This window comes from Streptomyces sp. NPDC058985, assembly GCF_042740985.1.
In the GTDB taxonomy this organism is placed as follows: domain Bacteria; phylum Actinomycetota; class Actinomycetes; order Streptomycetales; family Streptomycetaceae; genus Streptomyces.
The window spans coordinates 1-23,738 of the sequence record NZ_JBHYJX010000076.1; the positions used below are offsets into that span (position 1 = coordinate 1).

Here is a 23,738-nt window from a genome sequence, read left to right on the forward strand (position 1 = left end):
GGCCCGGGGCTCTCGCCCCGGGCCGCCGCCCTCTTCGTGTCGCGTGCGCGTGTGCCGCGCGGCTCAGCTGAAGGAGTCGCCGCAGGCGCAGGAACCCGTCGCGTTCGGGTTGTCGATCGTGAAGCCCTGCTTCTCGATCGTGTCCACGAAGTCGATGGTGGCGCCGCCCAGGTACGGGGCGCTCATGCGGTCGGTGGTGACCTTGACTCCGTCGAAGTCCTTCACCACGTCGCCGTCGAGCGAGCGCTCGTCGAAGAAGAGCTGGTAGCGCAGGCCGGAACAGCCACCGGGCTGGACGGCGACGCGCAGCGCGAGGTCGTCACGGCCTTCCTGGTCGAGCAGGGCCTTGACCTTGGCCGCGGCGGCGTCGGTCACGATGATGCCGTCGGTGACGGTGGTGGACTCGTCCGATACGGACATCTACATCTCTCCCGGGTTGTACGGAGACTGCTTGCCGACGGTTTCAACCGGCGGAGCCGCGGATTCATTCCGGGCGGGCCCGAGTCTTTGCCCTCGGTGTTCCCTTCATGCTCGCACACGCCCCCGCCCACGGTAAGCGGCACCGGGATTCACGTCACACCGACACAATGGGCATCGTCAAACTGACGTGAAGCGGTTATGATATATAGCGTCAGTTAGACGAAAAGTAGAAAGGGTGCGTGTCGTGACCACCGCCCAAACCCAGGAGCTCGACGTACAGCCGTCGCCCCTCGCCCTGCTGCTGCTCGGCCGTGAGGCCGACCCGAGGAGCGAGCGCGGCGTGGAGTGCCCGGGCGACCTGCCCTCGCCCTCCGACCCGGACCTGGTCGCACGCGCCCGCGCGGCCAAGGAGAAGCTCGGGGACAAGGTCTTCGTCCTCGGTCACCACTACCAGCGCGACGAGGTCATCCAGTTCGCCGACGTCACGGGTGACTCCTTCAAGCTGGCCCGGGACGCGGCCGCGCGCCCGGAGGCCGAGTACATCGTCTTCTGCGGTGTGCACTTCATGGCGGAGTCGGCCGACATCCTGACCTCCGACGACCAGAAGGTGGTCCTGCCCGACCTGGCCGCCGGGTGCTCGATGGCGGACATGGCCACCGCCGAGCAGGTCGCCGAGTGCTGGGACGCGCTGACCGAGGCCGGGATCGCCGAGCAGGTCGTGCCCGTCTCGTACATGAACTCGTCGGCGGACATCAAGGCGTTCACCGGCAAGCACGGCGGCACCATCTGCACCTCGTCCAACGCCAAGCGTGCCCTGGACTGGGCCTTCGAGCAGGGCGAGAAGGTGCTGTTCCTGCCCGACCAGCACCTGGGCCGCAACACCGCGGTGCGGGACATGGGCATGACCCTGGAGGACTGCGTCGTCTACAACCCGCACAAGCCGAACGGCGGGCTGACCGCCGAGGAGCTGCGCGGCGCCAAGATGATCCTCTGGCGGGGGCACTGCTCGGTGCACGGCCGCTTCAGCCTCGACTCGGTGAACGACGTGCGCGAGCGCATACCCGGGGTGAACGTCCTCGTGCACCCCGAGTGCAAGCACGAGGTCGTCGCGGCCGCGGACTACGTCGGCTCGACCGAGTACATCATCAAGGCCCTGGAGGCGGCCCCGGCCGGTTCCAAGTGGGCCATCGGGACCGAGCTGAACCTGGTCCGGCGGCTGGCGAACCGTTTCGCTGCGGAGGACAAGGAGATCGTCTTCCTCGACAAGACGGTCTGCTTCTGCTCGACGATGAACCGCATCGACCTGCCGCACCTGGTCTGGACGCTGGAGTCACTGGCCGAGGGCACGCTGGTCAATCGCATCGAGGTGGACACGGAGACGGAGGCGTTCGCGAAGCTGGCGCTCGAGCGGATGCTGGCGCTGCCGTAGCGGGTGTCCCACCCTGTTGCTCACGGCTGAGGCCCTGCCCGGACACCTTCCGTGTCGGGCAGGGCCTCAGCCGCTGCCTGCTGTCTCAGACCTTCGCCGGCTCCGGCTCGTCCGAAGCCGCCGCCTGCGGCGGCACGTCGCCGCCGCCCTTCTTCGCCGCCCGCTTCTTCGCGCGCCGCTCCTTGCGGAGTTCCAGCATCGCGTACAGCGTCGGGACCAGCAGGAGGGTCAGCAGGGTCGAGGTGACCAGGCCGCCGATCACGACCACCGCGAGCGGCTGGGCGATGAAACCGCCCTCGCCGGTGACGCCCAGCGCCATCGGGAGCAGGGCGAAGATCGTCGCGAGGGCCGTCATCAGGATGGGCCGCAGCCGGTGCCTGCCGCCCTCGACGACCGCTTCGACCACGCCGTAGCCCTGCTTGCGGTACTGGTTGATCAGGTCGATCAGCACGATCGCGTTGGTGACCACGATGCCGATCAGCATCAGCATGCCGATCATCGCCGGGACGCCCATCGGGGTGCCCGTGGCGATCAGCAGGCCGATCGCGCCGGTCGCCGCGAACGGGATGGACACCAGCAGGATCAGCGGCTGGGCCAGCGACCGGAAGGTGCCGACCAGCAGCATGAACACGATCGCGATCGCGGCCAGCATGGCTAGGCCGAGGTTGACGAAGGCCTCGTCCTGGTCCGCGGTGACGCCGCCGATCTCGGCGGTGGCACCGGCCGGCAGGTCCAGCGCGTTGATCTTCGACTGGAGGTCGGTGCTGACCGCGCCGGTGTTGTCGCCGGTCGGCTTGGCGGTGATGGTCGCCGCGCGCTGGCCGTCGATCCGGGTCATCGAGACCGGACCGTCCACCACCTCGACGGTGGCGATGTCACCGAGCTTGGCCGGACCGAGGTTCAGGGCCTTCAGTTCGGCGAGCGTCTCGGCGGGCCGCGCCGACCGGATCACGACATCGCGCTCGGTGTCCTCCAGGGTCGCCTTGGCCGCGGGCGTGCCGCGCACGGCCTGGCCGACGGCGGCACCGAGCGTCTGGTCGGTGAAACCGGCCTCGGCGGCACGGGCGTTGGCCTTGACGGAGATGCGCGGCACGCTCTGCGCCAGGTCGCTGGTGACGTCGGTGACGTCGTCGAGGCCGGCGACCGTCTTGCGGACCTGCTCGGAGGCGTCCCGCAGCACCGTCGCGTCGGCCGCCTTGACGACGACGCTCAGGTCCTGGCTGCCGAAGCCGTCACCGGCGGCGACCGTGGTGGTGCCGATGCCGTCCAGCTTCGCGAGGCCGTCCTCGATGTGGTCCTGGACGTCCTCGGAGGACGCCGAGTCCTCCAGCATGATCTGGTACGACGCCTGGTTGGTGTCCGTGCCGCCGCCGAAGGCGGCCATGAAACCGGACGAGCCGATGGTGACCTGGTAGTCCTTGACGCCCTCGGTGTCGCCGAGAAGCTTCTCGACCTTCTTCGCCTGGGCGTCGGTCGCGCCGAGGCTGGTGCCCGGCTTCAGCTCCTGCTTGATGCTGAGGACTTCCTGCTCGCCCTGGTCGAAGAAGTTCGTCTTCAGCAGCGGCGCCATGCCGAACGTGCCGATCAGCACGACGACCGCGATGGCCACGCTGGTCAGCCTGCGCCGGGTGGCGAAGCGCAGGACGGGGACGTAGAAGCGCTGGAGGCGGCTCTTGGCCTCCTTCTCCTCGGCCAGCCTGCGGGCCTCGGCGGCGTCCTCGGGGGTGCCCTTCGGGGGGCGCAGGAACCAGTACGACAGCACCGGGACGACCGTCAGCGACACCAGCAGGGACGCCAGCAGCGCGGCGGTGACGGTGAGGCTGAAGGAGCCGAACAGCTCGCCGACCATGCCGCCGACCAGACCGATCGGCAGGAACACGGCGACCGTCGTGAGGGTCGAGGAGGTGACCGCTCCGGCGACCTCGCGGACGGCCTGGAGGATGGCCTCCCGGCGCTCCTCGCCGTAGCCGAGGTGGCGCTTGATGTTCTCCAGGACCACGATCGAGTCGTCGACGACCCGGCCGATGGCGATGGTCAGCGCGCCCAGCGTCAGCATGTTCAGCGACAGGTCGCGCGTCCACAGGACGATCAGCGCCAGCACCACCGACAGCGGGATGGAGACCGCGGTGACCAGGGTGGAGCGGACCGACGCCAGGAAGACCAGGATGATCAGGACGGCGAAGAGCAGACCGAGCCCGCCCTCCGTGGTCAGACCGGAGATGGCCTTGGAGACCGCCGGGCCCTGGTCGCTGACGACGGTGAGGTCCGCGCCGGAGCCGAGCTGCTCACGCAGGTCGGGAAGCTTGTCCTCGACGGCGTTCGAGATGGCGACCGCGCTGCCGTCGTGGTCCATCGTCACGGCGACGGCGAGGGACGGCTTGCCGTCGGTGCGGGTGAGGGAGTCGGCCTTGGCCTCCTCCTCCTTGACGGTGGCGACGTCACCGAGGCGGACGGGCTTGTCGACGCCCTCCCCGGTGACCATGAGGTCCTGGATCTGCTTGAGGGAGGTGAAGCCGCCGCCGACCTGGACGGTGCGGTTGGCGCCGCCCTCGTCGAAGGAGCCGGCGGGCACGGTGGCGCCACCGGCCTGGAGGGACTGGGCGAGCACCTGCGGGCTGACCCCGGCCGCGGCCAGCTTCGCCGGGTTCGGCGTGACGGTGACCTCGACGTCGCGCACGCCGTCGACGGTGACCTGGGCGACGCCGTCGACGTCCTTCAGCTCGGAGACGACCGTCTTGTCGAGCCGGTCGGCCAGCGCCTGCTGGTCCTCGTCCGAGGTGACGGCGAGGACGACGGTCGGGATGTCGTCCGTCGAGCCGGAGATGACCTGCGGGTCGACGTCGTCGGGGAGCTGCGCGCGGGCCCGGTTGACGGCCTGCTGGACGTCGGCGACCAGCTGCTGGGTGTTCGGGCCGTAGTCGAAGGACGCCATGATGACGGCGTTGCCCTCACTGGCGGTGGCGGTGACACCGGATATCCCGTCGACGGCTTCGAGGCTGTCCTCGATCGGCTCGACGACCTGCTTCTCGACCACGTCCGGGGAGGCACCCTGGTACGGCGCGAGCACGGACACCATGGGCAGTTCGATGGTGGGCAGCAGCTGCTGCTTGAGCTGGGGGATCGCGATCGCCCCGAAGACGAGCGCGACGATCGACATCAGCCCGATCAGGGCCCGTTGCGCGAGGCTGAATCTCGACAGCCAGGACATGGGTCAGGGTCTCTCTTCTGTGGCCGAGCGGAGGGGACGGGGCACATCTGTACGCCCACTCCAACACCCTGGGCCATGGGCGGCCCCGGTTCCCCAGCCCACAGGTCCATTTCCTTATCCGGCGCCTACTGCCGCCGCAGTACACGCGGGCAGAGGTCACTCCACCCTTGGACGTACCAGCCCGGATTCGTACGCGATCACGACCAGCTGGGCGCGGTCGCGGGCGCCCAGCTTGGCCATGGCCCGGTTCACGTGGGTCTTCACGGTGAGCGGGCTGACCTCGAGGCGCTCGGCGATCTCGTCGTTGGAGTGGCCGCCGGCGACCTGGACCAGTACCTCGCGCTCCCGTCCGGTCAGCGTCTCCAGCCGTTCGGCGCGGGCGGGGTCGCCGTCCTCCCCGGCCGTGCCGTCCTGGGCGAGGAAGCGGGCGATCAGACCCTTGGTGGCGGTCGGCGACAGCAGCGCCTCCCCGCCGGCCGCGACACGGATCGCGCTCAGCAGCTCGTCCGGTTCGGACCCCTTGCCGAGGAAGCCCGAGGCGCCCGCGCGCAGCGACTGCACCACGTAGTCGTCGACCTCGAAGGTCGTCAGTATGACCACACGGACGTGGGCGAGGGCGGGGTCGGCGCTGATCAGGCGGGTGGCCGCGAGGCCGTCGGTGCCGGGCATCCGGATGTCCATCAGCACCACGTCGGCCCGCCGTTCGGCGGCCAGCCGGGCCGCCTCCGCGCCGTCGGACGCCTCCCCCACCACCTCCATGTCGGGCTCGGAGTCGACCAGCACCCGGAAGGCGCTGCGCAGCAGCGCCTGGTCGTCGGCGAGCAGGACACGGATCGTCATACGGGGTCCTCCGCGGCATCGGTGCGGCTTCTGACCGGAAGGATCGCATGGACCCGGAAGCCGCCCCCGTAGCGGGGACCGGTGGTGAGGGTGCCGCGCACGGCGGTGACGCGCTCGCGCATCCCGAGGAGTCCGTGGCCGCCGCCGTCCGGGGCCGTGCCGTCCCCGCCCCCGTCACCGTCGCCGGTTCCGTCGTCGAGGACGGTCACCTCGATGTTCGGCCCCACCCGTACGACGCTGACCTCGGCCTTCGCCCGCTCTCCCGCGTGCTTGCGGACGTTGGTCAGGGCCTCCTGGATGATCCGGTAGGCGGCCAGGTCGACGGCGGCGGGCAGTTCGGCGCCCTGGTCGGCGCGGGCGACCTCGACGGACAGCCCGGCGTGGTGGAAGGTGCCGACGAGTTCGTCCAGCCGGTCGAGGCCGGGAGCGGGCTCGGTCGGCGCCTCCGGGTCGCCGGACTGGCGGAGCAGCCCGACGGTGGCCCGCAGTTCGTCCAGCGCGCTGCGGCTGGCCTCCCGTACGTGGGCGAGGGCCTCCTTGGCCTGGTCGGGCCGCTTGTCCATGACGTGCGAGGCGACCCCGGCCTGGACGTTGACCAGGGCGATGTGGTGGGCGACCACGTCGTGCAGGTCGCGGGCGATGCGCAGCCGCTCCTCGGCGACCCGGCGGCGGGCCTCCTCCTCACGGGTGCGCTCGGCCTTCTCGGCCCGGTCCCGGATGGCCTGCACGAAGGCGCGGCGGCTGCGGACGGCGTCCCCGGCGCTGGCACCGATGCCGGTCCAGGCGAAGACGGCGAGGTTCTCCTGCGCGTACCAGGGCAGCGGCCCGAACAGCATGGCGGCGCCGGTCAGCACCGTCATGGTGAGCAGGCCGACCCGCCAGGTGGTGGGGCGGTCGGTGGAGGCGGCGACGGTGTACAGGGCGATGACGGCGGACATCACCACGGGTGCGCGGGGGTCGCCGGTGACGCTTTCGACGACGGAGACGCAGCCGGTGACGCCGAGGACCACCAGTGGGGCGCGGCGGCGGAAGGCGAGGGCGGCGGCGCCGACGGCCATCAGGACCAGGCTGAGCACGGCGGGCGTGCGCAGGCTCCAGGTGACGCCCTCCGGGCCGTGCGGGTCCGCGAAGGAGCCCGCGACCATGCAGACCAGGACCGCCGCGGCGAGGGCGGTGTCCAGTGCGGAGGGGTGGGCGCCGAGGGTGCAGCGGGCGCGGGCGAGGGTGCTCACGGCTGTTTACGGTAGCTGGAGTGGGCGTGGCTCTTGAGCGGGCCCGCGTGCAGTGGGCGTCTGCTGGGGGCTGCGCCCCCAGACCCCCGCTTTCGGCCTGACGGCCTCGTCCTCAAACGCCGGACGGGCTGAAAAACAGAACTTCACGCCCCGCCCGGAATGAGGCCGTCGTCGCTCAGCAGTTCCTGGACCTCCTCCAGGGTGGCGTCCGGGGAGGGGAGGATGAGGTCCGACGGCTCCAGGGAGTCCTCGGGGAGGGGCTCGCCGAGGTCGCGGACCTTGGCGAGGAGGGCCTGGAGGGTGGCGCGGAAGCCGGGGCCGTCGCCGTTCTCCATTTCGGCCTGGAGTTCGTCGTCCAGCTTGTCCAGCTCCGCGAGCCGGTCGTCGGCCAGCGTCAGCTGTCCCTCCCCCATGATCCGTACGATCATGTCGGCCCTCCTAGGCGCGTGGGCTACTGCTTGTCGAAGCGCGGAGTGTCCTGCGGCTGCTGCTGGGACTGCTGCGTGCCCTGTCCCTCGCCGCCCTCGATGGCCTGCCGGTCGGCGGTGCTGCCACCGGCCAGCTCGGCCTTCATGCGCTGGAGCTCCAGCTCTACATCCGTACCACCGGAGAGCCGGTCCAGCTCGGCCTGGATGTCGTCCTTGTGCATGCCGGACTGGTCGTCGAGGGCACCGGAGGCGAGCAGCTCGTCGATGGCGCCGGCCCGGGCCTGGAGCTGGGCGGTCTTGTCCTCCGCCCGCTGGATGGCCAGGCCGACGTCGCCCATCTCCTCGGAGATACCGGAGAACGCCTCGCCGATGCGGGTCTGCGCCTGGGCCGCCGTGTAGGTGGCCTTGATGGTCTCCTTCTTCGTGCGGAAGGCGTCCACCTTGGCCTGGAGCCGCTGGGCCGCCAGGGTGAGCTTCTCCTCCTCGCCCTGGAGGGTGGCGTGCTGGGTCTCCAGGTCGGTGACCTGCTGCTGGAGGGCGGCCCGGCGGGAGAGCGCCTCGCGGGCGAGGTCCTCACGGCCCAGCGCCAGCGCCTTGCGGCCCTGGTCCTCCAGCTTGCCCGACTGGGACTGGAGCTGGTTGAGCTGCAGCTCCAGGCGCTTGCGGCTGGTCGCCACGTCGGCGACCCCGCGGCGCACCTTCTGCAGCAGCTCCAGCTGCTTCTGGTACGAGTAATCGAGGGTCTCGCGCGGGTCCTCGGCCCGGTCCAGGGCCTTGTTGGCCTTCGCGCGGAAGATCATCCCCATACGCTTCATGACACCGCTCATGGGCTTCGCGCGCCCCCTTCTGGCCGACTCCGGATCCAGCGACTGCAACAGAACCCACAGTACGGGCCCTGCATCCATTACCGCACTGTTCGGGGACGGATGCGCTCATCCCCAAGGACGACTGCGTACGCTCCCGATCCGGCGCAAGGAGTAGGTGCTCCCCGGGGATGTCCGGAATGACCGCTGTCCGAGGGCGTACGCAACGTCCCCTCTGTCCATTTACTGACGACCGGCGTTGCCGGATCGTTCCCCACCGGACTGGGGTCCACACCCCGGCACCCCGTACCCTTGGGTTTTGTGTTCCGTAGCCGTGCCAAGGATGAGAAGGCCCAGAGCGCCAGCGCGCCGGTGACCGACTCCACTCAGCCCCGTGACCCGCAGGCCCCCAAGGGCAGGCCCACGCCCAAGCGCAGCGTGGCCCAGTCCCAGCGCCGCAGCGTCGCCAGTACGCCGTTGACGCGCAAGGACGCCGCCAAGCGGCAGCGCGAGGAGCGGCGGACCGCGATGGCGCGCCAGCGCGAGGCGCTGGCGAAGGGCGACGAGCGGTACCTGCCGGCCCGCGACAAGGGCCCGGTCCGCAAGTTCGCGCGCGACTTCGTCGACTCGCGGTTCAACATCGCGGAGTACTTCCTGCCGATGGCCGTGATCATTCTCGTGCTGAGCATGGTCCGCGTCGCCTCGCTGCAGAACGTCGCGCTGCTGCTGTGGCTGGTCGTGATCGTGCTGATCGTGCTGGACTCGATCGTCACCGGCGTCCGGCTGAGGAAGCGCCTCGCCGAGCGCTTCCCCGACGAGCGCCGGCGCGGCGCCGTCGCCTACGCCCTGATGCGGTCGCTCCAGATGCGTCGCCTGCGGCTGCCCAAGCCCCAGGTCAAGCGCGGAGAGCGGCCCTGAGCACGACGCCCTTCGCCGGTGACGCGGCCCAGACCTGGACAGCGGGACTGCCGGGTCTGCGCGACGTCGTACGGCAGGAGATGGTGGCGCGACAGCTGGACGAGCAGATAGCCGGCCGTTTCGCCGTGGGCAGGCGCCTGCGGGTACTCGACGTCGGCATGGGCCAGGGCACCCAGGCGCTGCGGCTGGCACGCGCCGGGCACCAGGTGACCGGCGTGGAGCGGGACGCCACGATGATCGCCGCGGCGCGGGACGCGCTGGCCGGGCAGCCGGAGGGCATCCGGGAGCGGATGCGGATCGTCGAGGGCGACGGCCGGGACACCGGCGTGCACTTCCTGCCCGGCAGCTTCGACGTGGTGCTCTGCCACGGCGTGCTGATGTACGTCGAGGAACCCGATCCGCTGCTCGCGGGGCTGGCCCGGATGCTCGCGCCGGGCGGTCTGCTGTCGCTCCTGGTGCGCAACGGCGACGCGCTCGCCATGCGCCCGGGACTGCACGGCGACTGGGCCGGCGCACTGGCCGCCTTCGACACCACGACCTACCGGAACCGCCTCGGCGTCGACGTGCGCGCGGACCGGCTGGCGACGCTGACGGCGAGACTCGCGAGCATCGGCGCCCCGCTGCACGTCTGGTACGGCGTCCGGATCTTCACGGACACGGCGGCCGACGAGACCGCTCCCCCGGCCGATCTCGAACCCCTGCTGGCCGCCGAGGAGCGGGCCGGACGGACGGATCCGTACCGCGGCACGGCGGCGCTGCTGCATCTGTGCGGGGTGCGCGGCTAGCACCGGCGCACCTGCCCGGCGCCCGTTCGGGTGTTCACCGGAAGCCGCCGCCGGGGTGCGCGGTGAGACTCGGGGCATGGACGCTTCCCGTACCCGTGTGCCACGTCGGCCCGGTTCCGTCGCCGCGTGGGCCTGCGCCCTGCTGCTGGTGACCGGCTGTTCCGGAGCCGACCGGGGCTCCGACGGCGCACGGGAGGGTGACACGGCGCAGGCCGCCGCGCCGCACGCGGCCAACGACCTCCAGGCCGACTACGAGCGGGTGATCAAGGACGTACTGCCGTCGGTCGTGCAGATCCAGGCGGGCGACTCGCTGGGGTCGGGCGTCGTGTACGACGACAAGGGGCACGTCGTCACCAACGCGCACGTCGTCGGGGACCGCGAGTCCTTCCGGGTGACGACGGCCCGCAGCGAGGGCGCCCTGGGCGCGCGGCTCGTCTCCTCGTACCCCGAGCAGGACCTGGCGGTCATCAAGCTGGACCGGCTGCCGGACGGGCTGAGGGCGGCCCGTTTCGGTGACTCCGCGAAGGTCGCGGTCGGGCAGCTCGTGCTGGCGATGGGCTCGCCGCTCGGCCTGTCCTCCAGCGTGACGCAGGGCATCGTGTCGGCGACCGGGCGGACCGTCACGGAGGGCAGCAGCGGGGGCGGCACGGGCGCGACCATCGCCAACATGGTGCAGACGTCCGCGGCCATCAACCCCGGCAACAGCGGGGGCGCCCTGGTGAACCTGGACGGCCAGGTCATCGGCATCCCGACGCTGGCGGCGACCGACCCGGGCATGGGCGACAGCGCGGCACCGGGCATCGGCTTCGCGATCCCGGCGTCGATGGTGCGGACGGTCGCCGACCAGATCGTCCAGGACGGCCGGGTCACCGACTCGGGCCGGGCGGCGCTGGGCATCACCGCGCGTACGGTCGTCGACGACGACTACCGGCCCGCCGGAGTGGCCGTCGTCGAGGTGAGCGACGGCGGGGCCGCGGACGACGCGGGATTGCGTCCCGGCGACGTCATCGTCGGGGTCGGGGACACCGACATCACCACCATCACCTCCCTGGCCGAGGCCCTGGCGTCGATGGCGCCGGGCGACCGGGCGAAGGTGACCTACACCCGGGACGGCGACGAGCGCACCGCCGAGGTGACGCTGGGGGAGCAGTGACGGGGACGCGGCCGCCCCCGTCCGCTCCCCGTGCCTACGCCTCCGAGGCCTCCGACGCCTCGGCGCTCTCGGCACCCTCGGCGTGCAGGCTCATCGGGCCGTAGATCTCGGTGGCGTCCTCGAAGAGCCGCACCTGGTCCGCGCCGCCCTCCTTGAGCTGCTGCCAGTACTCCCCGATCCAGGACTCGGCGTCCCCTTGCGTGGTGAACTCCTCGGGCTCCACCGCGGGCTGGACCTCCGTCCCGCCGGCCGTCTCGAACCGCCACGTCCATGCCGCCATGTACGCCTCCAAGATGTGAGCACATGCAGAGCGGAAGCCGGATCTTGGTCCGGCCTCCGACCGCAGCCTATGCGCTGAGCGGGGTGCGCCGTACAAGGCGCTGCGTGCTCCTTGGGGGGCCTCGGGCGCGCACGTCGCCGGACGACCGGCGAAAATCGGGTGCGTGGACGTGACTCTGCTCGGCACCGGTGCCCCCGCGGGACTCCCCCGCCCCGACTGTCCCTGCGCGGCCTGTGCCGCCGCGCAGGGCGAGCAGGCGCGCGCGGCGACCGCGTTGCTGGTCGACGGTGCGCTGCTGCTCGACCTGACGCCGGGCGCCGCGTTCGCCGCGGCCCGCGCCGGGCGGTCCCTGGCCGGGGTGCGGCAGGTGCTGCTCTCCCATCCGCACGACGGGCCCGCGGTGGAGGTGCCGGCCGGGCTGCCGCAGCCGGGGCGGGTGCCGGACGGGCGGGAGCTGGCGGTGCTGACCGGGCACCGGGTGCGGGCGGTGGCGCTGGACGCGCCGGGCACGGGTTACGCCGTGACGGGGCCGGACGGCCGGCGGCTCCTCTACGTGCCGCCGGGCGGCGCCCCGGCCGGTCTGGAGGAGCCCGCGGAGCCGTACGACCTGATCGTCGCGGACGTGGTGGGGCGGCCGGACGCGCTGGCGAAGCTGCGGTCGGTCGGCGCGGCGGGCCCGACGACGGACGTCGTCGCCGTCCACCTGGACCACGACGTGGCGCCCGGCCCGGAACTGGCGCGGCGGCTCGCGGCGGCCGGGGCGAGGGCCGTACCCGACGGCACGACCCTGACGGTGGGCGCCTACGAGGACGTACCCGACGTACCCCGGCGCACCCTCGTCCTGGGCGGCGCCCGGTCGGGCAAGTCGGTGGAGGCCGAACGCCGCCTGGAGTCCTTCCCGGACGTGCTCTACGTGGCCACCGGCGGCTCCCGGGGCGGCGACACCGAGTGGGCGGCCCGGGTCTGCGCCCACCGGGAACGGCGCCCTGGTTCGTGGCGCACCGCCGAGACCTGCGACCTGGTGCCGCTGCTGAAGGACGACGGCCCGCCCCTCCTGGTCGACTGCCTGTCGCTGTGGCTGACGGACGCGATGGACGCGGTCGGCGCGTGGGACGACGCGGAGTGGTCCGGCGGGGGCGAACGGGCCCTCAGGGACCGGGTACGGGAGCTGACGGAGGCGGTCCGCGCCACCCGGCGCACGGTCGTCGCGGTGTCGAACGAGGTGGGCTCGGGCATCGTCCCGGCCACCGCGTCCGGCCGCCGCTACCGGGACGAACTCGGGCGGCTGAACACGGCGTTCGCGAACGAGTGCGAGCAGGTGCTGCTGGTGGTGGCGGGCCAGGCCCTGGTGCTACGCGGCTGACCCGTCCCGGCGGGCGACGACCCGTTGCCCCCGGGCCCCTCCGAGCACGGTGCAGCCCTGGGCCACCAACTCGGCGGCCAGGCCCACGGGATGCGCGGGAAGGATCCGGCGCGGATCCGCCACACCGACGAGCAGATGCCCACCGGGCCGCAGCACCCGCACCGCCGCCCGCAGTTCGGCCCGGGGGTCGGAGACGCTCTCCAGGTACTGGAAGAGACTCACGACGTCGTAGCGGGCGCGCAGCCGGGACGCGATGTGCGGGTCCGTCAGCCGCCCCATGAACGCCTCCTCGACCCGCTCCACCGCACGGGCCCGCAGCACGCGGTGGGTGGCGTCCAGGCCGTCGAACGAGGTGTACGGGAAGTACGCGCGGGCGGCGTGCGGGAAGTCGGCGTCGCCGGTGCCGACGTCCAGCCAGCTCTCGGGGTCGGGGCAGTGGCGGAGCATCGCGCGGGCGGCGCGCGCGTGTCTCAGCCGCACCCCTGCCCGCAGCGCCGGGTGCCCGGTCTCCGCCGGGACCGGCGGGTTCCTGAACCCCAGCCGGCAGTCCGCGCACCTCTCGAAGACGGACCGGCCCGGTTCGCCCTGCCTCGGCTCCTCGCGTCGCGGCCGTGCCCGCAGCCGGCGCGAGCCGCACCAGGGGCAGTCCGCGCGGGAGGGCCCGTAGCGGGGGACGGGAGGCACCGAGGGGGCGGGGGGTGCGGACATGGGCGGCTCCCGAGACGAGTACGAACGACAATCCAGGCAAAACGTTACGTAGGTGATCGCGTTCCGGGGTGCAACGACGCCGTCCGGGCGTGCTGCCCACGGGCCCTCCTTTCTGTTCGACCGGGGCCGGTACTGTTCGGCGAATGAGCTCGCTGAATCTCGACGACTTCACCGACCTGATCGAGCGCCCGGACGGCGGCGTACGTCGCGACGCGGAGGCGCGCCGGGAGCGTCAGGTCGTGCCGCCCGGAGCGCTGGGCCGCCTGGACGAACTGGGCGAGTGGCTGGCCGCGGCACAGTCCGCGGTGCCGGTGCGGCCCGTCGAACGGCCCCGGGCGGTGCTCTTCGCCGGCGATCACAAGATCGCCGAGCTGGGTGTCTCGGCGCGGCCCGCGGGCGGTGCGGGCGAGTTGGTGCGCGAGGTGCTGGAGGGCGGCCGGCCGGTGTCGGTGCTCGCCCGGCGGCTCGGCGTACCGGTCCGCGTCGTCGACATGTCGCTGGACTGCGACCCCGAGACGCTGCCGGCCGAGGTCTCCGGCCACCGGGTGCGGCGTGGCGGCGGGCGCATCGACATCGAGGACGCGCTGACCCCCGAGGAGGCGGAGGCCGCCTTCCGGGCCGGGATGGCGGTGGCCGACGAGGAGGCCGACTCGGGCACGGACCTGGTGGTGCTCGGCGATGTGAGCGTGGGCGGGACGACGGCGGCGGGCGTGCTGGTCGCGGCGTTGTGCGGGACCGACGCCTCCGTCGTCACCGGGCGGGGCGGGCTGCCCATCGACGACCTGGCCTGGATGCGGAAGTGCGCGGCGATCCGGGACGCGTTGCGCCGCGCCCGGCCGGTCCTCGGCGACCAGTTGCAGCTTCTCGCCACGGTGGGCGGCGCGGACCTCACCGCCATGACGGGCTTCCTGCTCCAGGCCGCGGTGCGGAAGATGCCGGTGATCCTGGACGGCGTCGTGTCGGCCGCGTGCGCGCTGGTCGGACAGCGGGTCGCCTTTCGGGCGCCGGACTGGTGGCTGGCGTCGCACGACAGCGGCGAGCCGGGCCAGGCCAAGGCGCTGGACCGGATGGCCCTGGAGCCGCTGCTGTCCCAGGGCGTGACGGTGGGTGAGGGCGCGGGGGGTCTCCTGGCCCTGCCCCTGGTCCAGGCCGCGGCGGCGCTGGCGGCGGAGCTGCCGGAAAGGTCGTCCGCCGAGAAGGCCGTCACCGCCGCCGAGTGATTCGCACCCGGGCGTGGGTGCGGGCCGGGGGTGGGTGTCGCGGGCCGGCGCTTGCCGGGTGCTGCCGCGCCCACCCGTGCCGCCCCTGGGGGTACCTCCCAGGCCGTTCAGGCACTGGGGGAGGCACGACTTGCCCGCGGTTGGGGGGAGAGCCGCGTACGGCGCGATCCCGACCTTCAACGCAACGCACCGCGCTGCGCGCACCCAACCCGCACAGGCGCCGCCGGCCTCAGCCCCGTGGGTCCGGGCGGCCGCCGATCCAGTCCTGGAAGGCGCGGCGTGGGCCGGACCAGCGGCGGTCGTGGTGGTAGGCCCGCAAGCGGGCGCGAGCGCGGGCACGCGGGCGGCCGGCGTAGAGACGGCGGGCCCAGGGCGAGCCGGGCCGGGCCAGCCGGACCGCGCCGATCAGCGCGATCACGGGCACGATCACCCCGAAGAGCGCGAGCCGCGTCTTGCCCTTGGCCAGGGCGAGGAGCGAGAACAGGAAGTTGCCCGCGACGGTCGTGACGACGCCCGCGCGGCCCTGCAACTCCTCCTGGTCCACCCCGTCGACCCCGAACGGCGTGAACCCGGCGAGGACCAGCCCCACCAGGGCCGCCGTGACCACCACGACCTCCACGCTCTGGCGCCCCTCCTCGGTCCAGTACACGTCGTCGAGGTGCAGGATCAGCGCGAACTCGTCCAGGACCAGCCCCGCCCCGATACCGAAGACCACGGCCGCGACGGCGGACCCGAACCCGTGCCGTCCCCCCGCCACCGCCGCGAACCCCCCGATGACGGTCAGGAGAACCCCGGGCACCACGTGGTGGATGTGCACCCCGCCCGCCTGGACGTTCCCGAACGGCCCCTTGCCCGCCCGGATCAGACGAGTGATGACCCGGGTGATCACGAACGTCAGCACGAAGGACCCCAGGGCGAGCAGCAGCGGCAGCTTGCCGGGTTCCACGATGTTCCGCTGCCACCAATCTCCCATATACGCACTTTATCCCCGCCCCTCGTCAACACCCTGCCCACCACCTCCGGGTACTCTGCGCCGGTGTCCAGGACCCCCTCCCCCGACGGCCTCCGCTTCGCCTTCGGCACCCTCACCGTGTTCCCGGTCGAGGTGACCCGCTGGGACAGGGAGGCGGCACGCGCCGGCATGCTGTGCGCGCCACTGGCCGGGCTGGCCGTCGGCGCCGCGTCCGCGGGCACCGGGCTCCTGCTGCTGTTCCTGGGCGCCGGCAGCCTCCTCGCCGCCGTCGCCACCGCCGCCGTACCCGCCGTCCTCACGCGGGGACTGCACCTGGACGGCCTGGCCGACACCGCGGACGGGCTGGGCAGCGGCAAGCCCGCCGAGGACGCCCTGCGGATCATGAAGCAGTCGGACATCGGGCCGTTCGGCGTACTCGCCCTGCTGTTCACGCTCCTCGCCCAGGTCGCCGCGCTGGCGCAGGCCTACGACGGCTCCTGGGCCCGGGGCGCGCTCGCCGCCGTGGTCTCGGCGACCGCCGCCCGGCTGGCGCTCACCCTGGCCGCCCGCACGGGCGTGCCCGCCGCCCGCCCGGAGGGACTCGGCGCGGCGGTCGCGGGGGTGGTCCCGGTCGCCGCGGCGCTGGGCGCGGCCGCCGCCGTCACCCTTGGGGCCGCGGGCGCGGGCGCGCTCCTGGGGCCGGACGACGTCGTACGCACGGCCCTCGCCGTCCTGTGCGCCGTGGCCGCGGCCGAACTGCTCCTGCGGCACTGCGTCCGCCGCTTCGGCGGCGTCACGGGCGACGTCTTCGGCGGCGTCGCGGAGACGGCGGCCACCACGGCACTGGTGGTCTCGGTCCTCGGCTGATCCCGGAGCGGGAGCCGGGAGGGCACCGGCCTCAGCAGGCCTCGCGCTCGGCTCCCAGCTCGTACTTCTTCAGCATCGAACTGAGCCGCATCTCCCGGGACTCGGCACAGAACCGCTCGGTGGGCAGCTCGTACTCGACGTGGAAGACCGCCTTGTCCGCCTCGATGAACGGCTGGTTGTCGGCGCACTCGCCGTACTGCGCGCACTGCTCGTTGACCGCGAAGTCGAAGTCGTCGACCAGTTCGGGGATCTGGTCGAGGTCGTTCTTGAGCCCGACGGCCATTCCGCGTTCGTGGGCGAGTTCGGCGATGAGCCGGTTGTAGCGGAGCTGGTCGTCCGCGGTGAGGGGGAAGCCGGTCTCGTTCCGGTAGCCGTCCATGTTGTCCGGCTCGACGGCGTCGAAGCCCTTCTCCCGGCACATGTCGAGGCGTTCGGCCATCAGCGGCTCCAGGACGTCCGTCGCGCGGATGTCCAGCCACCGCTCGCCCTCCCACCCGTTGCCCTTGCCCAGCACGGACTTGGGGAACTTCGCCGCGTCGGGCCGGAAGTCCTCCCAGGCGCCGGTGGAGAGGTAGCAGATGACCTTGCGGCCGTCGTCGTGCAGACCGGTGACCGTGGCTTTCGTGTGGTCGAAGCCGTCGATGTCGTAGACGGGCACGTCCACGGAGGTGTCGAGCTTCCCGCTGAGCTGCCACTGCCAGGCGGTGCCGGGCCTCGGCTGCCAGTGGTCCGCGGCGTCCCCGCCGTCCCGGCCGCCTCCGCCGTCAACGGGAGACGAGGTGCAGCCCGCGAGCAGCAGGAGGAGGGCTATCGACAGGACCGGGCGTCTCACGGGGGTGCTCCAGGGTGTGGGGTGGCGCGGTGGCGTACCCCAGGAATGATCTCTCATCCCGGGTGTCCGGCGGGAAACCGCGGCCCCGCGGGAGCGGACGCGCGCGGGCGCGAGCGTAGGCTCGTCCCGGGTGTTCGCCCGCCCGGGCGAGGACCGCGTCGCAGGAGGGATCTAGGGTCGGATGTCGGGCCCGGTCGACCCACCCGCATTCGGCCACACCAGACTTCATACGGAAGCGAGAATTCACCACCGTGACTGCTCTCACTCTCAGCACCGCAGCGGCGCCCGGCCTCCGGGCCGACGCGATCGTGATCGGTGTCGCCAAGGACACGGCATCCAGGTCCGGGGGTCTGGTCGTCGCACCGGGCGCCGAGGCCGTGGACAAGGCGTACGACGGCCGGCTCGCCGGCGTCCTGGAGACCCTCGGTGCCTCCGGCGCCGAGGGCGAGGTGACGAAGCTGCCCGCTCCGTCCGGCTTCAAGGCACCCATCGTGGTGGCGGTGGGTCTCGGCGCCCAGCCCGAGAAGGACGCCTCCTTCGACGCCGAGGCGCTGCGCCGGGCGGCCGGTGTCGCGGCCCGCACCCTGGCCGGCGCCAAGAAGGCCGCCTTCGCCCTCCCGCTCACCGAGGCCGCCGACGCCGGCGCCGTCGGTGAGGGGGTGCTGCTCGGCGCGTACACCTTCGACGCCTACAAGGAGCAGGGCGCCGCCAAGGCCAAGAACGGCAAGGCCCCGCTGGCGGAGGCCACGCTGCTCGGCGGCAAGCCCCGCGACAAGGCGTACAAGGCGGCGGTCGAGCGTGCCGCGGCGGTGGCCGAGGAGCTGAACCGCGCCCGCGACCTGGTCAACACCCCGCCGAACGACCTGAACCCGGAGGCCTTCGCGGCGGTCGCGCAGGCCGCGGCCAAGGAGCACGGCATCAAGGTGCAGGTGCTCGACGAGAAGGCGCTCACCAAGGGCGGCTACGGCGGCATCCTCGGCGTCGGTGCCGGTTCGGCGGCGGGTCCGCGGCTGGTGAAGCTGTCGTACACGTCGTCCAAGGCGACGAAGTCCCTGGCGTTCGTCGGCAAGGGCATCACCTACGACTCGGGCGGCATCTCGCTGAAGCCGGCCGGGCACAACGAGACGATGAAGTGCGACATGGCCGGTGCCGCCGCCGTGTTCGCCGCGGTCGTCGCCGCCGCGCGTCTGGGCCTGGAGGTCAACGTGACCGGCTGGCTGGCGCTGGCCGAGAACATGCCCTCGGGCTCGGCGACGCGCCCGGGTGACGTGCTGCGGATGTACAGCGGCAAGACGGTGGAGGTGCTCAACACCGACGCCGAGGGCCGGCTCGTGCTCGCGGACGCGCTGTGGGCGGCCTCGCAGGAGAAGCCGGACGCGATCATCGACGTGGCGACGCTGACCGGCGCGATGATGCTGGCGCTGGGCAGCCGGACGTACGGGGTCATGGCGAACGACGACGCGTTCCGCGCCGCGGTGCACGAGGCGGCGGAGGAGGTCGGCGAGCCGGCCTGGCCGATGCCGCTGCCGGAGCACCTGCGCAAGGGCATGGACTCGGCGACCGCGGACATCGCGAACATGGGTGAGCGGATGGGCGGCGGCCTGGTCGCCGGTCTCTTCCTTCGCGAGTTCGTGGGCGAGGGCATCGCCTGGGCGCACCTGGACATCGCGGGCCCGGCCTTCAACGAGAGCGGTCCCTTCGGGTACACGCCGAAGGGTGGTACGGGTACGGCGGTGCGGACGCTCGTGCGGGTTGCCGAGCTGACGGCTGCGGGTGACCTGGGCTAGGGGCGCCCAAGGAGTCGGGGGTGCGGGTGATCTTGCGGCTGCGAGTCCGTCGTGGCTGGTCGCGCAGTTCCCCGCGCCCCTGGCGGCGTTGCGGTGCCGTAGGGCAGAACGGTCGCGCCCACGCGGCGGAGCCGCAGATCAGACACGGCCCCGCGCCCCTGGCGGCGATGCGCCGCCGTCGGTGTCCGGTGAACGTGGGGCGTCTCACACCCCGGCCCCACGTCTCGTTCGCCTCTCACAAGTGCGAAGATGGAGCCCGGCAGGACAGGGCCCACCCAAGGGCCGAGAACAATGAGCGGCCGGACACCAGCCGCCGACCGGTCACTGGAGACCGGCGTGGCGCACATGCATGGAGGACGTGACGTGGCGAACGACGCCAGCACCGTTTTCGACCTAGTGATCCTCGGCGGTGGCAGCGGTGGTTACGCCGCGGCCCTGCGCGGGGCGCAGCTGGGCCTGGACGTCGCCCTGATCGAGAAGGGCAAGGTCGGCGGTACCTGCCTGCACAACGGCTGCATTCCTACGAAGGCCCTGCTGCACGCGGGCGAGATCGCCGACCAGGCCCGCGAGAGCGAGCAGTTCGGTGTGAAGGCCACCTTCGAGGGCATCGACATGGCGGCCGTCCACAAGTACAAGGACGACGTGATCTCGGGCCTCTACAAGGGCCTGCAGGGTCTGATCGCCTCGCGCAAGGTGACCTACATCGAGGGCGAGGGCCGGCTGTCCTCGCCGACCTCCGTGGATGTGAACGGTCAGCGGGTCCAGGGCCGGCACGTGCTGCTGGCCACCGGCTCCGTGCCGAAGTCGCTGCCCGGCCTGGACATCGACGGCGACCGGATCATCTCCTCCGACCACGCCCTCAAGCTCGACCGCGTGCCGAAGTCCGCGATCGTGCTGGGCGGCGGCGTCATCGGCGTCGAGTTCGCCTCCGCGTGGAAGTCCTTCGGCGCCGACGTCACGATCATCGAGGGCCTCAAGCACCTCGTCCCGGTCGAGGACGAGAACAGCTCCAAGCTGCTGGAGCGCGCCTTCCGCAAGCGCGGCATCAAGTTCAACCTGGGCACCTTCTTCGAGAAGGCCGAGTACACCCAGGACGGCGTCAAGGTCACCCTCGCCGACGGCAAGGAGTTCGAGGCCGAGGTCCTGCTCGTCGCCATCGGCCGCGGCCCGGTCTCCCAGGGCCTGGGCTACGAGGAGGCCGGGGTCGCCATGGACCGCGGCTTCGTCCTCGTCGACGAGTACATGCGGACCAACGTCCCGACGATCTCCGCCGTCGGTGACCTCGCCCCCACCCTCCAGCTCGCGCACGTCGGCTTCGCCGAGGGCATCCTGGTGGCGGAGCGGCTCGCCGGCCTGAAGACCGTCCCGGTCGACTACGACGGCGTGCCGCGGGTGACGTACTGCCACCCCGAGGTCGCCTCCGTCGGCATCACCGAGGCCAAGGCCAAGGAGATCTACGGCGCGGACAAGGTCGTCGCCCTGAAGTACAACCTGGCCGGCAACGGCAAGAGCAAGATCCTCAAGACCGCCGGCGAGATCAAGCTCGTGCAGGTCAAGGACGGTGCCGTGGTCGGCGTCCACATGGTCGGCGACCGCATGGGCGAGCAGGTCGGCGAAGCCCAGCTGATCTACAACTGGGAGGCGCTGCCGGCCGAGGTGGCCCAGCTCGTCCACGCCCACCCGACGCAGAACGAGGCGATGGGCGAGGCGCACCTGGCGCTGGCCGGCAAGCCGCTGCACTCCCACGACTGACCTCCCTCGGTCATTGGGCGCGACGACACAGACTTCCGCAATTTCGTAAGGAGCAACCGAAACCATGGCGGTTTCCGTAACCCTTCCGGCGCTCGGCGAGAGCGTCACCGAGGGCACCGTCACCCGTTGGCTGAAGGCCGAGGGTGAGCGCGTCGAGGCCGACGAGCCGTTGCTCGAGGTCTCGACCGACAAGGTCGACACCGAGATCCCGGCGCCCGCGTCGGGCGTGCTGTCCTCCATCAAGGTCGCCGAGGACGAGACCGTCGAGGTCGGCGCCGAGCTGGCGCTGATCGACGACGGCACCGGCGCCCCGGCCGCCGAGCAGGCCCCGCAGGCCGAGCAGGCCGCCGAGCCCGCTCCCGAGCCCGCCGCTGCCGCCCCGTCCACCGAGCAGGCCGCCCCGGCGCCCGCGCCGAGCGCCGAGCAGTCCGGCGGCGGTTCCGCCGAGGGCACGGACGTCGTCCTGCCCGCGCTCGGCGAGTCCGTCACCGAGGGCACCGTCACCCGCTGGCTGAAGTCGGTCGGCGACAGTGTCGAGGCCGACGAGCCGCTGCTCGAGGTGTCCACCGACAAGGTCGACACCGAGATCCCCGCCCCCGCCTCCGGCACCCTGCTGGAGATCGTGGTCGGCGAGGACGAGACCGCCGAGGTCGGCGCCAAGCTCGCCGTCATCGGCGAGGCGGGTGCCGCTCCGGCCGCCGCCCCCGCCCAGGAGGCGCCGGCTCAGGAAGCCCCGGCCCAGGAGGCCCCGGCCAAGCCCGAGCCCACCCCGGCTCCGGAGCCGGCTCCGGCTCCGGCTCCCGCGCAGGCCGCCCCGGCCCCGCAGGCGGCCCCGGCTCCCGCCCCGCAGCCCGCCGCCCCGGCGCCCAAGCCCGCCCCGGCGCAGCCCGCTCCGGCCGCCGCCCAGCCGGCGGACGACGGCGCCTACGTCACCCCGCTGGTGCGCAAGCTCGCCTCCGAGAACGGCGTGGACCTGTCCACCGTCAAGGGCACCGGCGTCGGCGGCCGCATCCGCAAGCAGGACGTCATCGCCGCCGCCGAGGCCGCGAAGGCCGCCGCTCCGGCGCCCGCCGCCGCGACCGGGGGCACGGCCACCGCCGCGAAGAAGGCTCCCACCCTGGAGGCCTCCCCGCTGCGCGGCCAGACCGTCAAGATGCCCCGCATCCGCAAGGTCATCGGCGACAACATGGTCAAGGCGCTGCACGAGCAGGCGCAGCTGTCGTCGGTCGTCGAGGTCGACGTCACCCGTCTGATGAAGCTGCGCGGCCGGGCCAAGGACGCGTTCGCGGCCCGTGAGGGCGTCAAGCTCTCGCCGATGCCGTTCTTCGTGCGGGCCGCCGCCCAGGCGCTGAAGGCGCACGCGCCGATCAACGCCAAGATCAACGAGGCCGAGGGGACCATCACCTACTTCGACACCGAGAACATCGGTATCGCGGTGGACTCCGAGAAGGGCCTGATGACCCCGGTCATCAAGAACGCCGGCGACCTCAACCTGGCCGGTATCGCGAAGGCGACCGCCGACCTGGCGGGCAAGGTGCGGGCCAGCAAGATCAGCCCGGACGAGCTGGCCGGTGCGACCTTCACCATCAGCAACACCGGTTCGCGCGGCGCGCTCTTCGACACGATCATCGTGCCGCCGGGCCAGGTCGCCATCCTCGGCATCGGCGCCACGGTCAAGCGTCCGGCCGTCGTCGAGACGGAGGAGGGTCCCGTCATCGGCATCCGCGACATGACGTTCCTGACCCTGTCCTACGACCACCGCCTGGTGGACGGCGCCGACGCCGCCCGCTACCTGACGGCGGTCAAGGCGATCCTGGAGGCCGGCGAGTTCGAGGTCGAGCTCGGCCTGTAGTCCCTCGCCAGTGGGCCTGTACGGTGCCCCCGCCCGGAATCCTCCGGGCGGGGGCATCGCCGTGTTCCGGGCGGGGAACGCTGTGTAAGTCTCGTCTCACCTGCGCCGAAGCGCCCCCGTGCGCCCTTCCCGCCCGCCGCGACGGCCGTATTGTTACTCAACGTCAAACGCCCCAGGGGGCCGAACAGACCCCTCCCGAAGGAGCTCCCATGACCGCGCCCGTCGTCCACTCGCTGCGCGAACAGATCCGCGAGCACATCCTGGAAGGGATCATCAGCGGGCGCTGGCAGCCGGGCGAGCGGATCGTGGAGCGCCGGATCGCCACCGAGCTGGAGGTCAGCCAGACGCCGGTGCGGGAGGCGCTGCGGGAGCTGGAGTCGCTGCGGCTGATCGAGTCGGCGCCGAACAAGGGCGTGCGGGTGCGGAACCTGACCGCCGCCGACCTGGAGGAGAGCTACCCCGTCCGGGCCGGCCTGGAGGCCATCGCGGCCGAACTGGCGGCGGACCGGCTCGCCCTGGACTGCTCGGCCCTGGAGCCGCACGTCGCGGCGCTGTACGAGGCCGACCGGGTCTCCGACGGGACGGGCCAGGTGCGGCACACGGTGGGCTTCCACCGCGAGCTGGTCCGCGCGGCGGGCAACTCGGTGCTGCTGCACACGTGGGAGGGGCTGGGCATCGAGGTCTTCACGGCCCTGTCGATACGGTGGCTGGGCACGGTGCAGCAGTCGTACGCGGAGGAGCACGAGGAACTGGTCGCGGCGTTCCGTCGCCGGGACCCCCGCATCCCGGAGATCGTCAAGTCCCACGTCCTGGGCTGCGCCCCCCGCGCCTGACCACCCCTGGGAGCTGCGCCCCCAGACCCCCCGATCTCGCGCAGTTCCCCGCGCCCCTAAAAGGGGCGCGGGGAAC

At 72.4% G+C, this 23,738-nt stretch carries 21 protein-coding genes; 11 read left to right on the forward strand and 10 right to left on the reverse strand.

Annotated features, from left to right (window positions below; translation table 11 throughout):
• Window positions 1-63 precede the first annotated feature (63 nt).
• The gene (locus ACFW01_RS36965; protein ID WP_122620514.1) at window positions 64-420 is read right to left on the reverse strand and encodes an iron-sulfur cluster assembly accessory protein; all 357 of its coding nucleotides are present in this window, start codon (window positions 418-420) and stop codon (window positions 64-66) included.
• Between the two features lie 244 nt (window positions 421-664).
• Here ACFW01_RS36965 and nadA point away from each other — a divergent pair, with 244 nt between their 5' ends.
• The gene (nadA, locus tag ACFW01_RS36970; protein ID WP_234953846.1) at window positions 665-1,849 is read left to right on the forward strand and encodes a quinolinate synthase NadA; all 1,185 of its coding nucleotides are present in this window, start codon (window positions 665-667) and stop codon (window positions 1,847-1,849) included.
• An 85-nt stretch (window positions 1,850-1,934) separates the two neighbouring features.
• On the opposite strand, the gene ACFW01_RS36975 is transcribed toward nadA, so the two are convergent.
• The 5 genes from ACFW01_RS36975 to ACFW01_RS36995 form a co-directional block, all read right to left on the reverse strand.
• The gene (locus ACFW01_RS36975) at window positions 1,935-5,057 is read right to left on the reverse strand and encodes an efflux RND transporter permease subunit (RefSeq protein ID WP_384511035.1); all 3,123 of its coding nucleotides are present in this window, start codon (window positions 5,055-5,057) and stop codon (window positions 1,935-1,937) included.
• Window positions 5,058-5,213: 156 nt separating this feature from the next.
• Entirely contained in the window at window positions 5,214-5,897 is a 684-nt protein-coding gene (locus ACFW01_RS36980; protein WP_122620512.1) for a response regulator transcription factor, read from the reverse strand.
• Complete coding sequence (locus tag ACFW01_RS36985; protein ID WP_234953850.1) at window positions 5,894-7,129, reverse strand: histidine kinase; 1,236 nt, start codon at window positions 7,127-7,129, stop codon at window positions 5,894-5,896. The genes ACFW01_RS36980 and ACFW01_RS36985 overlap by 4 nt, the downstream gene beginning before the upstream one ends.
• Before the next feature lie 143 nt (window positions 7,130-7,272).
• A complete protein-coding gene (locus ACFW01_RS36990; protein WP_234953852.1) occupies window positions 7,273-7,557 on the reverse strand; it encodes a hypothetical protein in 285 nt (94 codons plus the stop codon).
• A gap of 23 nt (window positions 7,558-7,580) precedes the next feature.
• Window positions 7,581-8,372 (reverse strand): PspA/IM30 family protein, encoded by a 792-nt coding sequence (locus ACFW01_RS36995; RefSeq protein ID WP_384511040.1) that lies wholly within the window; start codon window positions 8,370-8,372, stop codon window positions 7,581-7,583.
• A gap of 234 nt (window positions 8,373-8,606) precedes the next feature.
• On the opposite strand from ACFW01_RS36995, the gene ACFW01_RS37000 reads away from it, so the two are divergent.
• From ACFW01_RS37000 to ACFW01_RS37010, 3 genes are all read left to right on the forward strand, one after another.
• Window positions 8,607-9,278: a DUF3043 domain-containing protein gene (locus tag ACFW01_RS37000; protein ID WP_234954658.1), complete on the forward strand. Its 672-nt coding sequence runs from the start codon at window positions 8,607-8,609 to the stop codon at window positions 9,276-9,278.
• Between the two features lie 83 nt (window positions 9,279-9,361).
• On the forward strand, window positions 9,362-10,063 hold the full coding sequence (locus tag ACFW01_RS37005) for a class I SAM-dependent methyltransferase (protein ID WP_234954659.1): 702 nt from the start codon (window positions 9,362-9,364) through the stop codon (window positions 10,061-10,063).
• Between the two features lie 76 nt (window positions 10,064-10,139).
• A complete protein-coding gene (locus tag ACFW01_RS37010) occupies window positions 10,140-11,216 on the forward strand; it encodes a trypsin-like peptidase domain-containing protein (protein WP_234953854.1) in 1,077 nt (358 codons plus the stop codon).
• 34 nt (window positions 11,217-11,250) lie between these two features.
• On the opposite strand, the gene ACFW01_RS37015 is transcribed toward ACFW01_RS37010, so the two are convergent.
• A complete protein-coding gene (locus ACFW01_RS37015; protein WP_234953855.1) occupies window positions 11,251-11,496 on the reverse strand; it encodes a hypothetical protein in 246 nt (81 codons plus the stop codon).
• Between the two features lie 163 nt (window positions 11,497-11,659).
• On the opposite strand from ACFW01_RS37015, the gene ACFW01_RS37020 reads away from it, so the two are divergent.
• Window positions 11,660-12,859 carry a bifunctional adenosylcobinamide kinase/adenosylcobinamide-phosphate guanylyltransferase gene (locus ACFW01_RS37020; RefSeq protein ID WP_234953857.1) on the forward strand — a complete coding sequence of 400 codons (1,200 nt, stop codon included), beginning with the start codon at window positions 11,660-11,662 and terminating at the stop codon, window positions 12,857-12,859.
• Here ACFW01_RS37020 and ACFW01_RS37025 read toward each other — a convergent pair.
• Window positions 12,848-13,567, reverse strand: a complete 720-nt coding sequence (locus ACFW01_RS37025; RefSeq protein WP_234953859.1) for a class I SAM-dependent methyltransferase — start codon at window positions 13,565-13,567, stop codon at window positions 12,848-12,850. The two genes, ACFW01_RS37020 and ACFW01_RS37025, sit on opposite strands and share 12 nt — an antisense overlap.
• A gap of 143 nt (window positions 13,568-13,710) precedes the next feature.
• Between ACFW01_RS37025 and cobT the strand changes: the two genes are divergently transcribed.
• Window positions 13,711-14,787 carry a nicotinate-nucleotide--dimethylbenzimidazole phosphoribosyltransferase gene (cobT, locus tag ACFW01_RS37030; protein ID WP_384511045.1) on the forward strand — a complete coding sequence of 359 codons (1,077 nt, stop codon included), beginning with the start codon at window positions 13,711-13,713 and terminating at the stop codon, window positions 14,785-14,787.
• A gap of 229 nt (window positions 14,788-15,016) precedes the next feature.
• Here cobT and ACFW01_RS37035 read toward each other — a convergent pair whose 3' ends face one another.
• A complete protein-coding gene (locus ACFW01_RS37035) occupies window positions 15,017-15,760 on the reverse strand; it encodes a hypothetical protein (protein WP_384511048.1) in 744 nt (247 codons plus the stop codon).
• Between the two features lie 63 nt (window positions 15,761-15,823).
• Between ACFW01_RS37035 and ACFW01_RS37040 the strand changes: the two genes are divergently transcribed.
• The gene (locus tag ACFW01_RS37040) at window positions 15,824-16,606 is read left to right on the forward strand and encodes an adenosylcobinamide-GDP ribazoletransferase (RefSeq protein ID WP_384511051.1); all 783 of its coding nucleotides are present in this window, start codon (window positions 15,824-15,826) and stop codon (window positions 16,604-16,606) included.
• A gap of 31 nt (window positions 16,607-16,637) precedes the next feature.
• On the opposite strand, the gene ACFW01_RS37045 is transcribed toward ACFW01_RS37040, so the two are convergent.
• Window positions 16,638-17,438, reverse strand: coding sequence for an endo alpha-1,4 polygalactosaminidase (locus tag ACFW01_RS37045; protein WP_384511054.1), 801 nt, complete (start codon window positions 17,436-17,438; stop codon window positions 16,638-16,640).
• A gap of 251 nt (window positions 17,439-17,689) precedes the next feature.
• Between ACFW01_RS37045 and ACFW01_RS37050 the strand changes: the two genes are divergently transcribed.
• From ACFW01_RS37050 to ACFW01_RS37065, 4 genes are all read left to right on the forward strand, one after another.
• A complete protein-coding gene (locus tag ACFW01_RS37050) occupies window positions 17,690-19,225 on the forward strand; it encodes a leucyl aminopeptidase (protein ID WP_384511057.1) in 1,536 nt (511 codons plus the stop codon).
• A gap of 363 nt (window positions 19,226-19,588) precedes the next feature.
• Window positions 19,589-20,977 carry a dihydrolipoyl dehydrogenase gene (gene lpdA, locus ACFW01_RS37055; RefSeq protein ID WP_234953871.1) on the forward strand — a complete coding sequence of 463 codons (1,389 nt, stop codon included), beginning with the start codon at window positions 19,589-19,591 and terminating at the stop codon, window positions 20,975-20,977.
• Window positions 20,978-21,041: 64 nt separating this feature from the next.
• The gene (sucB, locus tag ACFW01_RS37060; protein WP_384511060.1) at window positions 21,042-22,829 is read left to right on the forward strand and encodes a 2-oxoglutarate dehydrogenase, E2 component, dihydrolipoamide succinyltransferase; all 1,788 of its coding nucleotides are present in this window, start codon (window positions 21,042-21,044) and stop codon (window positions 22,827-22,829) included.
• Window positions 22,830-23,038: 209 nt separating this feature from the next.
• Window positions 23,039-23,662, forward strand: coding sequence for a GntR family transcriptional regulator (locus ACFW01_RS37065; RefSeq protein WP_052839895.1), 624 nt, complete (start codon window positions 23,039-23,041; stop codon window positions 23,660-23,662).
• Window positions 23,663-23,738 lie beyond the last annotated feature (76 nt).